Source organism: Azospirillum sp. A23 (assembly GCF_042938965.1).
Taxonomy (GTDB): Bacteria; Pseudomonadota; Alphaproteobacteria; order Azospirillales; family Azospirillaceae; genus Azospirillum; species Azospirillum melinis.
Genome location: NZ_CP170666.1, coordinates 449,898 through 462,955, shown reverse-complemented (window position 1 = coordinate 462,955; position 13,058 = coordinate 449,898). Strand labels below are relative to the sequence as shown.

At 64.4% G+C, this 13,058-nt stretch carries 10 protein-coding genes; 4 read left to right on the top strand and 6 right to left on the bottom strand.

Translation table 11 applies throughout. From position 1 onward, the window contains the following. Positions 1 to 71: 71 nt before the first annotated feature. On the bottom strand, positions 72 to 1,109 hold the full coding sequence (locus tag ABNQ40_RS11095; protein ID WP_247879671.1) for an ABC transporter substrate-binding protein: 1,038 nt from the start codon (positions 1,107 to 1,109) through the stop codon (positions 72 to 74). Between the two features lie 304 nt (positions 1,110 to 1,413). On the opposite strand from ABNQ40_RS11095, the gene ABNQ40_RS11090 reads away from it, so the two are divergent. Continuing rightward, positions 1,414 to 2,043, top strand: a complete 630-nt coding sequence (locus ABNQ40_RS11090) for a hypothetical protein (RefSeq protein ID WP_109048841.1) — start codon at positions 1,414 to 1,416, stop codon at positions 2,041 to 2,043. A 317-nt stretch (positions 2,044 to 2,360) separates the two neighbouring features. Here the strand turns inward: ABNQ40_RS11090 and rnk are convergent, their stop codons facing one another. The 4 genes from rnk to ABNQ40_RS11070 form a co-directional block, all read right to left on the bottom strand. Continuing rightward, the gene (gene rnk / locus ABNQ40_RS11085) at positions 2,361 to 2,783 is read right to left on the bottom strand and encodes a nucleoside diphosphate kinase regulator (protein WP_247879672.1); all 423 of its coding nucleotides are present in this window, start codon (positions 2,781 to 2,783) and stop codon (positions 2,361 to 2,363) included. Between the two features lie 534 nt (positions 2,784 to 3,317). Beyond that, positions 3,318 to 5,447, bottom strand: a complete 2,130-nt coding sequence (locus tag ABNQ40_RS11080; protein WP_247879673.1) for a response regulator — start codon at positions 5,445 to 5,447, stop codon at positions 3,318 to 3,320. An 8-nt stretch (positions 5,448 to 5,455) separates the two neighbouring features. Further along, positions 5,456 to 6,955, bottom strand: coding sequence for an ATPase domain-containing protein (locus tag ABNQ40_RS11075; protein ID WP_109048844.1), 1,500 nt, complete (start codon positions 6,953 to 6,955; stop codon positions 5,456 to 5,458). 490 nt (positions 6,956 to 7,445) lie between these two features. Next, positions 7,446 to 8,486 (bottom strand): LacI family DNA-binding transcriptional regulator, encoded by a 1,041-nt coding sequence (locus tag ABNQ40_RS11070; RefSeq protein ID WP_109048845.1) that lies wholly within the window; start codon positions 8,484 to 8,486, stop codon positions 7,446 to 7,448. A 172-nt stretch (positions 8,487 to 8,658) separates the two neighbouring features. On the opposite strand from ABNQ40_RS11070, the gene ABNQ40_RS11065 reads away from it, so the two are divergent. Then, positions 8,659 to 9,591, top strand: a complete 933-nt coding sequence (locus tag ABNQ40_RS11065) for a dihydrodipicolinate synthase family protein (RefSeq protein WP_109048846.1) — start codon at positions 8,659 to 8,661, stop codon at positions 9,589 to 9,591. Positions 9,592 to 9,763: 172 nt separating this feature from the next. Then, positions 9,764 to 11,161, top strand: coding sequence for an MFS transporter (locus ABNQ40_RS11060; protein ID WP_391347419.1), 1,398 nt, complete (start codon positions 9,764 to 9,766; stop codon positions 11,159 to 11,161). A gap of 51 nt (positions 11,162 to 11,212) precedes the next feature. On the opposite strand, the gene ABNQ40_RS11055 is transcribed toward ABNQ40_RS11060, so the two are convergent. Next, positions 11,213 to 12,451 (bottom strand): MFS transporter, encoded by a 1,239-nt coding sequence (locus tag ABNQ40_RS11055; RefSeq protein WP_109048847.1) that lies wholly within the window; start codon positions 12,449 to 12,451, stop codon positions 11,213 to 11,215. Positions 12,452 to 12,557: 106 nt separating this feature from the next. Between ABNQ40_RS11055 and ABNQ40_RS11050 the strand changes: the two genes are divergently transcribed. Continuing rightward, positions 12,558 to 13,010 carry a helix-turn-helix domain-containing protein gene (locus ABNQ40_RS11050; RefSeq protein ID WP_109048848.1) on the top strand — a complete coding sequence of 151 codons (453 nt, stop codon included), beginning with the start codon at positions 12,558 to 12,560 and terminating at the stop codon, positions 13,008 to 13,010. Positions 13,011 to 13,058: the final 48 nt, after the last annotated feature.

Genomic DNA, 13,058 nt, shown 5'->3' with positions numbered 1-13,058 from the left:
GCTCCCAAAGACGGAAAAGCCCGCCTTCCCCGGCATGGGGAAAGCGGGCTCGCCGAAGCCGGGGCGCCTGTTCAGTTGGCGGCAGACTTGATCTCGGCATCCCAACGGCTCAACAGCCGCTTGCGCTCCTCGACCATGCCGTATTTCTGGAAATTATAGTCGATCAGCCGGACATCCTCGAATTTCGGCGCGTCGGGCGGCAGCACCGACTGCTTGTTGGACGGCGTCATCTGGAAGTTGACGGCACCGTAGTCCTGCGCTTCCGGCGTCAGGGCGAAATCGTAGAATTTCTTGGCCGCCTCAAGGTTCTTGGCGCCCTTCAGGATGCTCATCGAACCGATCTCATAACCGGTCCCCTCGCACGGGGTCGAGATCTCGACCGGGAACTTGTTCACCTTCTGGATGACGCTGTCATTGACCCAGGAGATGCCGACCAGCGTCTCGCCCCGCGCCACCGCCGCCGCGGGTGCGGCACCGGACTTGGTGTACTGGTTGATGCTCTCGTTCAGCTTCTTCAGATAATCGAAGCCGGCATCCTCACCGAAGATCTGAACGAGGGTCGCCACCGCAGTATAGGCCCCCCCCGACGAATTGGGGTTGGGCATCTGGATCTCGCCCTTGAACTCCGGGCGCAGCAGGTCGGCCCAGCATTTCGGCGGCTGGATGCCCCGCTTGGCAAGCATCTCGGTGTTGTAGACGAAGCCGAGCGCACCGGCATAGACGCCGACGCTGCGTCCCTGCGACTGCTTGTACTGGCTCTCCGCCCAGGATTGCAGGTCCTTCATCTGCCCGCTCTCGTAAGCAACGCTCAGGCCTTCCTCGGCCGCCTGGAGATGCGGATCGCCCGAACTGCCCCACCAGATGTCGATTTTCGGATTGGCCGCCTCGGCACGGATCTGGGCCAGAGCCTCACCGGCGCTCTTGCGGGTCATGGCGACGCCGATGCCGGTCTTCTTCTCGAAGGCGACGACCATGGCCTTGCACCATTCCTCCTGGACACCGCACATGACGGTGACGCTTCCCTGTGCATAAGCCGGGATCGCGGCAAGCGCAACCAGCGCGCCGATGCCGACACCGACAGACTTCATCTTGGCAACCGCACCAACCATGAGAAGAATCCTCCGAGTGAACTTGTGTTCTTGTTTTCTCTGACGATACCGTGTCGCCCAAAAGCTTTGGCACATCAGGGATAAGGCTGGTATCAATGGCGAGGAGAGGCAAAGGCAACTTCCCGTGTTCCTTCGACCGCTCCGTATTTGTGCATGCCACATTGTTTGCCGGCACCATTGTTTCCAATTGTTCATACAAGGGCCGAATGAATGGCGGATGTCACCGTTATGGGAAATCGGCGAAACACTGTTAACCGAAAGCGCCCGTCTCTGCCCGGATCGAGGCGCGCGGAGGCCGGCGATCTTGAGTGACTCCCTCGTCGCCGCCGTCAACCGGGCGCGTGGATGCGCCGGTTTCCTGCCGGTCGAAGTGGTGGCAGCGCTCGCCGACGACGGCGTTCTGGTGCTCGATCCGTTTTCGACCCTGGTTTCACGGGGCGTCACCCTGGCGGCCGGCGTCACGCTCTGGCCCGGCACGATCATTCAGGCGGCGGGGGGCGGCGAGGTGACGGTCGGCAGCGGCACCCGGCTCTTTCCCGGCACACGCATCGTCGCTGCCGGCGCGCGGGTGACAATCGGTGCCGACACCGAAATCGGCGAAGAGGGTGGCTTCACCATCAAGGCCGATCATCCCGACGGCCTGATCGAGATCGGCAGCCACGTCCGGCTGCTCGGCGCCGGTTCGCTCGCACTCGACAACCACATCGGTGACGGAGCCCAGGTCCTCGGCGCGATCCGGATGCAGAATTGCAGGCTCCAGGCCGGCGGCAGCCACCGCGACCCGGACCCGGACCGGCGGGGTGGCGTCCTCAAGGGCAGCGGCGTCGCCCGCGGCCTCACCGTACCGACCGGAATGGTCATCCAGGCTTTCGGCCTGTTCAATGAAGTCCCTCTGCGCCCTCAGTCCTTCTTCCATCCGAAACAGCGGACGTGACGCCAAGTGAACCGGCCCTGGTCTTGCGGAGACCGACTTGCTTCGGTCACGCCGCTGACGCCACATCTTCGGTTTGGACCGGAGGGAGAGTTGCCGGCTTCAGGGTCGGTCGAGCGAAGCGGGGTCGCTCAATGCGGCACGCATGATTTCGATATGTCGCTGTGGGTGAAGGTGAAGGTGACGCCATACCCGTTCCCCGGCCGTTGCGTCGCCGAATTGATTGAGCCATCGCTCCAGGTTTCCCTGCTCGCGCACTGAAACCGTGCCGGTTTTGCCGGAGTGACCTGGAGCCGAAGCTTCCCCCTTCGGGCCGTGGATCAGGCAGCGACGGCCCCCCCATCTTCCGCGGGACGCTCGATGGCCAGAACGGTGAGGGTCTTCGCCTCGCCCGTGCGGGTATACCATGTGATGGATTGGCCGTTGGCGACGCCGATGAGGGCGGCGCCAATCGGGGTCAGTACCGACACCCGACCGGCCGCGAGGTCGGCGTCGTGCGGATACACCAGGGTGACGGTGCGCTCCTGACCGGTCACCTCGTCGCGGAACGCCACGCGTGCGCCCATGGTGACCGCCGCAAACGCGATCTCGCCGGCATCGATCACCGTGGCGCGATCCAGTTCGGCCGTGAGGTACTCGTAGACGTCGGGCAATTTATCGGAGACGGCCTCGACCAGGGCCGAAAGGCGGTCATGGTCGGTGGCGGTCAGCACGATGGGCGGAAACTGGTCGGCGGGACGCATCAAGGTCTTCCTTTGTTTTTGCCGGCAAGCACATGCACCGACCGCCCGGCGGCGCCCCCCCGGTGGGCTCCTCATCGGTCATGCAGCGGTGCACGCGATCGACTTGGCTGCCGCATGGGCGCGGATCGGGCGTATTTCTTCGATTTGGAGATTGCGCTGGCCCCGGACGGTCCGGGAGCCTTGCCTCAGGCGACCAGATCCGGGGCGGGCGAGCCTGCGTGAACGCGGCCTGCACGCAGGAAATTGCGGAAATGGCGGAAAGGCAGTGTCATGGTTTCCCGAACTTGGACAGGTTCGCCCTGAAATTCAAGGTTTACCCGATCGGGGTGTGGGCACGCAGGCCCCCCGGCTCGCTGAAACAGGCTTTTCCGGAGTGAGCATGCTGCAGTTGGGGACGAGAAAGACATTCCCGCAACGGTCAGGCCCCCTTTCGCGACACTCCGATCCTTTTGAATTGGAGTGTCCGCTATCCCGGCCATTCGACGGACACGGATGTCGGGGGCCGCTTCGCATGATTCACATATGAGTTCCGCTTTATCGGTGCCGTTCAGCGCGCGAGGCCGGATGGAGACCGTCATTCCGCTCGGCAAGCGCAGAAGTTCCCGTCGCCCTGGACAACAGCTTGGAGGTGGCCATGGCGAGCTGAGCCTGGGTATATGGTTTGGCAAGGCGTGGCAGATCCGCGACGATGCCCTCCGGCAGGTCGGCATAACCCGTCGCCAGAAGCACTGGCAAGTCGGGAACCGCAGCACGGGCCGCCTGGGCGAGTTCGACGCCGGTCATGCCGGGCATCGCGTAATCCGTCAGCAACAGATCGACCGCTTGCCCGCTGCGCAGAAGTTCGAGCGCGTCACTGCCGGAGTTCGCTTCGAGGACCGTATGCCCAAGATCGGCCAGCATGTCCATGGTGCTCATGGCGATCAGCGCATCGTCATCGACCACGAGGACCACAGCAGGAGACGCGTCGGCGGTCGGAGCCTGCGGCAGTTCGACCGTTTGGACCGACGACGTCGCCTTTGGCAACCACAGTTCCACGAGCGTGCCATGGCCTGGTACGCTCGAAAGCCGGAACGCGCCGCCGGACTGCACCGCCAAGCCGTGAACCATCGACAAGCCGAGCCCGGTGCCCTTGCCGATGCCTTTGGTCGAGAAGAACGGCTCGATCGCCCGCAAAAGCGTTTGCGCATCCATGCCCGTGCCGGTGTCCCGCACGCAAAGACGCGGGTAGGCGCCCGGTGCCAGTCCGGATGCCACGGAAACCGGCGCCTCGTCCAGCGACACAGTCAGCGTGCCGCCATCCGGCATGGCGTCACGGGAGTTGATGGCGAGATTCAGGATCGCAAGTTCGAGCTGGTTGGGGTCGATCAGGACCGGCGGCAGGTCCGTAGGCGCGTCGATCCGCAGCACGACGAGCGGTCCCACCGAACGCTCCAGCAGGGTCCGCATGCCCTCCAGCAAGCCCGAGAGGTCGACCGCCTGCGGCTGCAGGTCCTGGCGACGGGCGAATGCCAGGAGTCTCTGGGTCAGCGTCGCTCCGCGCTGGGCCCCCTGCATGGCGCCTTCGAAGAGGCGTTCCGACGTCGGATCGTCGGGAAGGCGTTTGCGCAGCAGCTCCAGGTTGCCGAGCACCGCCATCAGCAGGTTGTTGAAGTCATGCGCGACACCGCCGGTAAGCTGACCGAGGGTCTCCAGCTTCTGCGTCTGACGCAACTGCTCTTCGGCGCGTTCACGGTCGCGCATCTCGGCACGCAAACGCTCCAGTGTTTCCTCCAGTTCGCGGGTGCGCTCCCGCACCGTGGCTTCGAGCGTCGTCGTGAGACGCTGCAGGGCCTCCTGCGCCGCCTTCTGGGCACCGATGTCGACGATGACCGCGAGCGCGCCTTTCACTTGACCCGTGCCGTCACGCACCGGCACGCCGCTGACCCGGATCCAGGTTGTCGACCCGTCGGGCAGTCGATACGTGAACTCGACGCCATGAACCATCTCGCCGCGCAAGGCCCGCGCTCCGGGGAATTGGTCCTGGGACAAAAGGCGTCCCTGATCGTCGTGCCCGATCCAGCCATGGTCGTCGTGAGGTTGCCGGGACGGGATCACCGCGTCCGGCACGAACCCTTCGAAGGCCGGGTTGTACAGTATGATCCGGCCATCCTGGTCCATCAGCGAAACGCCGACCGGAAGATGCTCGATCAGGGTCGCGAAGCGTGCCCGCTCGCTGGCCAGATCGGCCAGGAGGCGGTCGCGCTCGACCAGATGGGCCTGAGCCTCGTATTGGCGCCGGCGCCCGCGCAGGCAGGTGCGCACCACACTGATCAGCGTGGTCGGGTGGAAAGGGCGCTCGATGAAGGTGACGTTGCCGAGCAACTCCGTCAAACGGGCGGCCTCCGGCGTACGTTCGGAGCCGTCGCCGCGCATGGTGAGCAGCACGACCGGAAGGTCCGACCAAGGCGGCTGGGCGCCGATCCAGGCGACAAGCCCCTGAAGGTCGGCGGTGCGCACAGCCTCCTCGACCAGGATGAGCAACCCCACCCCGTCGTCCAGCGCAAGGCACAATGCCGTCAGGTCGGGACAGGCCTGTGAGGCGATCCCGACCTCGCCCAGCAGGGCGGATGCGACGGCGGCATCCCGTCCGCGCGGCGCCAGGATCAGCGCGCGCTCTGCGGCCACCGCCCCCCTCACGCCGGATCGTCCCGCAGCAACGGGCCGCCTTGTCCGCTGTAGACGGGCACGCCGCGCAGCACTCCCTGGAACTCCTCCAGGGGAGGTCCGAGAGTGATGCCATGATCGGTCACCCGGTATTCGCGGATCGTGTCCTCATGCGGACCTGCCCGCTTCTTGATCACCGAAATCGCCCGGCGGACCCGGCCCAGCGCTTCGAAATAGCGCAGCAGCACGACGGTGTCGGCGAGATAGGTGACGTCGACCGGCGATTGCATGTCTCCGATCAGGCCATGCTGCGCGATGGTGAGGAACGTGGTGACGCCCTGCCGGTTCAGATAGAGCAGCAATTCGTGCAGGTGCAGGACCAGAAGCTGCTCCTCCGGCATCGCCGCCTGATAGCCGTTGAGGCTGTCGATCACCACGGTGCGGATCTGATGGTTGTCGACGAAGGCACGCACCCGGTGGGTGAACTCGCCGGGCGCCATCTCCGCCGCGTCCACCTGTTCGATCAGCAGGCTGCCGCGGTCGCGGAGCCCCTCGAGGTCGAAGCCCATCGCCTTCGTACGGGCAAACAGCAGACCAAGCTCCTCGTCGAAGACAAACAGCGCGGCACGCTCCCCGCGCGCGATGGCGGCAACGGTGAACTGAATGGCGAGCAGCGACTTTCCGGTCCCGGCAGGGCCGATGATGAGGGAACTCGATCCACGCTCCATTCCGCCGCCGAGCAGCGTATCGAGTTCGGCGATACCGCTGGCCAGACGCTCTCCGGTGAATCCGGTGCGATGCTCCGCGGCGATGAGCCGGGGAAACGCCCGAATGCCGCCGGTGGTGATGGCGAAGTCGTGAAAGCCGCCACGATAGACCTGGCCACGGTACTTGAGCACGCGCAGCCGCCGCCGCTCCGCCCCATAGGCCGGCGATACCATCTCCAGGCGGATCACCCCGTGCGCGATGCTGTGGACCGTCTTGTCCATGGTATCGGTGGTGAGGTCGTCAAGCAGCAGAACGGTGGCGCCATGCCGGGAGAAATAGTGCTTGAGAGCGAGGATCTGGCGACGGTATCGCAGCGAGTCCTGGGCCAGCAGGCGGATTTCCGACAGGCTGTCGAGAACGATCCGCATCGGTTTGACCCGCTCGATCGCTTCGAACAGGTGCCTGGTCGTCTCGCCGAGTTCCAGGTCCGCGGAATAGAGCAGGCTCTGCTGGTGGGCCGCGTCGAGCAGGCTCTCCGGCGGAACCAGTTCGAAGATGCTGATCTCCTCGCCGAGCGTCCAGTTATGGGTTGCGGCGGCGTCGCGCAACTCCTCCTCGGTTTCCGATAAGGTGATGTAGAGACCCGTCTCTCCAGCGGCAGCACCCTCCAGAAGGAACTGCAGGGCCACCGTGGTCTTGCCGGTGCCCGGACTCCCCTCGAGCAGAAAAACCCGGTCACGGGTGAGCCCCCCGGCGAGAATGTCATCGAGCCCGACGACGCCGGTTCGCGCCTTTCGCGGCAGTTCAGCAGGTGCAGCCATGGCGGGTCAGGATATCCGTTTTGAAGGGGTCGGGCAGCGCATGCTCCGGGAGCCGGTCCAGGGTTTCGGCAAGGGCATACTGGGCATGCCAGAGATCATGTGACAACTCCAGGTCGAGCCAGAAGTGGGCGGGTATGCCGCAGAGCCGGGACAAGCGGGCTGCCACGACCGGGGAAACGACCGTTCAGATGTAGCGCTTCGTGTGACAGAGGGCAGCCTGCGCGTTCCGCATCGTCCCTTTGGGGGAGGGGCGGCGATAATGCGCCGCCAACCGGTGTGCAAGATGCCATTAAGGTTACTATTCAGACTGTATGAACTGACGTGGCGGACGGCCTTCCACCGTCCTGAATCGGTGGCAAGCCGATGCCGTCGAAGAAACCAGCTGACCGTCATGACCGGCTTGGGCATGCCGGTCACCCACAAGGCCGTCCGTTTTACCTCCGCCCCGCGAAGGACGCCGCCAGGACGCCCATTCGCGCACCGAAGCCGCCTACAGGTTGACCGATCGGCAAGGTGCCGTCGAGGCGCGTGGGATCAAGGTCGGGGGAGCCACCCGCATCCGGTCATTGACCGACTTTGCGCCTCGGGACAACAAATCCAGAGCCTCTGCCGCAATCTTGTCGAAGGGCACGCGGACGGATGTCAGTGGCACCGATAGCCGGCTGACGATGGGAATGTCATTGTAGCCGACCAGGGACACATCCTCCGGAACCGACAAACCAAGCTTGACCAGCGCTGACAATGCACCGATCGCCGTGTTGTCGTTCATGGCGAAAATGGCAGTCGGCCGCGTGGCGCCGCTCATCAGGCGTTCGGCGGCCTCGGCACCGGAGTCGATCCCGAAGGTCGACTCGACGATCCAGTCCGGATCGATCGCGGCGCCGGCCTCGGTCATCGCCCACCGGTAGCCGGCGAGCCGGCCACGGCTGCTCGAGGCGTAGCTGGGGCCGGCAATGATGCCGATGCGGCGATGCCCAAGATCCAGGAGATGCCGGGTGGCCAGATAGCCGCCGAGTTTGTCGTCCCCCACCGACGACATGCTGCGTCCATCGCTTCGCAGAGCCAGGACATAGGGAACGCCGCGGGTTTCCAGCTGAACGGGAAAATCGTCGTCTTCCCGTGCCGTCGACAGCACCAGACCGTCCACGCCGCGCTGAAGAAGGCTCTTGGCTGCGGCACGGTCCGCCTGCGGTTCGTCATCGGTCGTTGCCACGATGGCGAAGCGTCCGGTGCGGGCGCAGGCGTGCGCCAGTGCCTCGTAGAGCATCGCCATGACAGTGTCGGTCAGCCTCGGTACGATGACGCCGATCGTATCCGTGTTCCCCCGACGCAGGCTGGCCGCCGAGACGTCACGCACATAGCCGAGTTCCGCCGCAACCTGGCGGACGCGGCGGGCCGTTTCGCTATCGGATCGAGGCAGGCGCTCGTCGAGGATCCGCGACACCGTCGACTTCGACACGCCCGACGCGGCGGCGACGTCGTGCAGTGTCACACGGCTCTGCTTCTCTTGTGGCTCATCGCGGCTGAACACAGCGTGTCCTTCATGAATCGGCTTGTCCGAACAAGATAACGCTTGACTCCCCAATTGTTCAAGCCATACGTTGGGAACGTTCCCGGTAACGATCCACACCGCCGTTGAAACGGCGTCGCCGCCGGGAATTCCCCAACGCAGACAACGATCCTCTAGGGAAAGCATTGCAACCATGGCTATTGATTGGAAGGGTCTGAACCCCGCGCCCGTCACGCTGTTCAAGGACAACGGCGACGTCGATTTCGATGGCAACGCACGCCTGGCGAAGTGGCTGGCGTCCATTCCCGGCGTGAAGAGCCTGGTCATCCTCGGCCATGCCGGCGAGGGCACCTTCCTCACCCATGACGAGCAGATCGAGCTGATCCGCGTCTACAAGGACGCGACGCCGCTGCCGGTCGTCGCCGGCATCACCGGCGAAGGCACCAAGGTCGCCGAACTGGAGGCCAAGGAGAAGTTCGAGGCCGGCGCCACCGGAGCTCTGGTCTACCCGAACCACGGCTGGCTGCGCTTCGGCTATCAGAAGGGCGCCCCGGTCGACCGCTACAAGGCCGTGGCCCAGTCCGGCCTGGAGTGCATCCTGTTCCAGTATCCGGCCGTGACCAAGGCCAACTACGATCTGGACACCCAGCTGCAGATCGCCGCTGTGCCGGGCGTCACCGCCACCAAGAACGGCGTGCGCGACATGAAGCGCTGGTACAATGAAATCCCGGCGCTGAAGAACGCCTTCCCGGACCTCGCCATCATGTCGTGTCATGACGAATGGCTGCTGCCGACGATGTTCGACATCGACGGCCTGCTGGTCGGCTATGGCAACATGGCGCCGGAACTGCTGATCGAGTATCTCGCCGCCGGCAAGGCGCAGGACTATCCGCTCGCCCGCAAGTACCATGAGCAGCTGCTGCCGATCACCCGCGCGGTCTACCATCGCGGTTCGCACATGGAAGGGTCGGTCGCGCTGAAGCACGCCCTGCGCGCCCGCGGCCTCATCGACAACGTCAATGTCCGCGAGCCGCTGAAGGCGTTGGGCGATGGCGCCGACGAGGAAATCCGCGCCGCGGTGAAGGCATCCGGCCTGACCGTGATCCAGAACGCTCTCGCCGCGTAAAGGCCGGGGGCCACCCCGACGGTGGCCTCTCCTTCGTCCCATTACGCCATTGGCGGCGACCCGGGATTTTCGGGGTCGCCGCCGCGGAACCAACTCTGGGAGGCCTCCGGCAGCCAAAGGCTTCCGGCAATAAAAAAACAAACAATCAGGCTTGAGAGGAAACGCCATGCTCATGCAGACATCCGAGGATGTCGCCACCAATACGCGCGACGCCGCGGCAGGCACGTTCGATGGACAGGCGGACATCAGCGCCCGGCTTGAACGGCTTCCGATCACCCGGCGGGTGTTCTGGACCCGCAACATCATCGGCGCCGCCACCTTCTTCGACGGTTACACGGTGATCGCAATCGCTTACGCGATGCCGGTGCTGGTCCGCGAATGGGGGTTGGGGCCGGAACAGACCGGCCTGGTCCTGTCGATGGGTTATCTGGGCCAGCTCATCGGTGCCGTCTTCTTCGGCTGGCTCGCCGAGCGGATCGGCCGGCTGAGCGTTCTCCTCTTCACCATTCTGCTGTTCGTCAGCATGGATGTCGCCTGCCTGTTCGCCTGGGGCGCGGCATCGATGATGGTGTTCCGTTTCGTCCAGGGCATCGGAACGGGCGGCGAGGTGCCGGTTGCCAGTGCCTACATCAACGAATACATCGGATCGAAGGGGCGCGGCCGCTTCTTCCTGCTCTACGAGGTGATGTTCCTGCTGGGCCTCGTGGGCGCCGGCCTCATCGCGCGGGCGCTGGTTCCGGTCTATGGCTGGCAGGCGATGTTCCTCGTCGGGCTTGTTCCGGCCGCCATTCTGATCCCGTTCCGCTTCTTCATGAGGGAATCGCCGCGCTGGCTGGCCTCCAGGGGCCGTTACGAGGAGGCCGACCGGATCGTCAGCCAGCTCGAGGCGAGCGCTGTCGCTTCGGGCCACAGCCTGGAACCCCCGAAGCCCGTCGCCACCCGTGCGAAGGCCGGTTCCAACTGGCGCGAGCTGTTCTCCAGCTTCTACCGGCGCCGCACCTTCACCATCTGGGCGATGTGGTTCTGTTCCTACCTCGTCGCCAACGGCATGATCACCTGGCTGCCGACGCTGTATCGGCAGACCTTCAACCTGCCGCTCGAAACCAGCCTGCTGTATGGGCTGCTGACCTCGGTCGCCGGCGTCGTCGCATCGGTCGCCTGCGCCCTACTGATCGACAAGGTCGGACGCAAGCGCTGGTACATGATCGCCTTCTTCGCCGCCCCGCTGCCGCTTCTGGCACTCGCCTTCCTTGGCGCCACGTCGCCGCTCGAAGTGCTGGTCCTCGCAGGGCTGGCCTACGCGATCCTGCAGACCATCACCTTCTCGCTCTATCTCTACTCCGCAGAGCTTTACCCGACCCGCATGAGGGCGCTCGGCACCGGGCTTGGCAGCGCATGGCTGCGCCTCGGCTCCTCCACCGGCCCCATTCTGGTCGGCGTGCTGATGGGATCGGCCGGCGTCCAGTATGTGTTTGCGACCTTCGCAGCCGTTTCGCTGATCGGCGCGGTCGTCACCGCTCTCTTCGCGATCGAGACCAACGGCCGGGTTCTGGAAGAACTGTCCCCCTGAGCCGGTCGGCTGACCGATACGTGCCGATGCGAAACAGCTGCGAACGGGTTCTCAGAGTCCGCCGGCGCATTCCGTCGCTTCTCTGCCGACCGGCATGTGGCGCGCACCGGCCCAAGTCAGGATTGCAGCTGCGCTGAATGCTGCTCCCAGTATCGAAACGCCGTGCCAGCCGGCATGGGCATAGGCCATGGTCCCTGCACTCGCTCCCATGGCACTGCCGATCGAATAGAAAACCATGTAGCCGCCGACGAGGCGGCTACGCGCCGCCGGGTGGCGAGCGACGATGATGCTCTGGTTGGTGACGTGGACCGCCTGCACGGCAAGATCGAGCAGGACGACACCGATCAGCAGAAGCGGAATGGACGACGGCAGAAACGCGATCAGCCCCCATGACAGCAGCAGGAGCGTGAGAGAGAGTGCCGTCGTCCATTGGCCGAGACCGTGGTCCGCGAGGCGTCCCGCACCAGCCGCAGCTGCCGCCCCTGCCAGACCGACCAGACCGAACAGTCCGATCTGCGTGTGCGAGTGGTGGAAGGGAGCGGTGCTGAGCGGCAGAACCAAGCTGGTCCAGAATGTGCTGAAGGCCGCGAAGATCAGCAGAGCGAGAAGACCACGAGCCAGCAAAACACGGTCGCGCAAAAACAGGGCGGGAATGGAGCGCAGTGTCGCAGCGTAGCTGTCGGTGCTTTCCGGCAGCGGATTTCGCGGCAGAACACGCGTCAGCAGCCCGACCATGGCCGCCATCAGAATGGCCGATGTCAGATAGACCACCCGCCAGCCGCCGACATCGGCGAGCAGCCCGGCGACAAAGCGGGCGGCAAGGATCCCGATGACGACGCCGCTCGTCACCGTGCCGACCGCCCTGCCCCGCTCGGCCGGCACTGCAAGTGTCGCAGCGAAGGCGACCAGAACCTGCACCACGACGGCGAGCAGGCCCATCGCGGCAAGGCCGGTGAATAGAACCCCTTCGGTTTTCGCTGTCGCAACGGCGACCAACGCGACGATCGACAAAAGGCCTTGGCCAATGACAAGCCGCCGACGATCGAGCAGGTCCCCGAGTGGAACGATGAAAATCAGTCCTAATGCATAGCCAACCTGTGTCAGCGTCACAACAAGACCAATTGCAGCGGGCGAAATCCCAAAATCCCCTGCAATCGCATCGAGCAATGTCTGAGCATAGTAGATATTTGCTACACTGAGACCAGCCGCAATAGCAAAAATCAGCGTCGTAACTCTTGATAACCCGCTATCCGGCTGATGCCGCTCCCTTGGCCCTATTGCGCTCTGCATGGTGATCCCGTTCGTGTGGCCAATCTGGTTTCATATCGAGACCACTTGCGCACACAGAATTCCAGTTCTATTTTAGGACCAGATTTGTGCGGTGGAGGCCGGTGGCATGGTCAAGCGGGTCAGTCTTTGGGATGCGGGTTGCCCGGTGGCGCGGGCGCTCGATGTCATCGGCGATTGGTGGTCACTGCTGATCATCCGTGATGCTTTCGACGGAGTGCGGCGATTCAACGAGTTTCAGGGCGGCCTTGGCATTGCCAAGGGAATGTTGGCGACTCGGCTGCGTGATCTGACCGAACGCGGGATTTTGCAGACCGCGCCGGCATCGGATGGCAGCGCCTACAAGGAATATGTGCTGACCGAAAAGGGGCGCGGCCTCTTTCTCGTCATCGTCGCGCTACGCCAGTGGGGCGAAGACCATCTTTATGGGCCTGATGAACCGCGATCCTCGTTGATAGCCGCGGAAACGCGTGCCCCGGTCGCCCGGCTGGAACTGCGTGCAGGAGACGGGCAGGTTCTGGCATGGAGCGACACAGAGGTGATAAAAATCAATCCGAAATGATCGAATGCAGATGATGCAAATTCCGGCGCGCGTCGTGCCTGCCTCCTT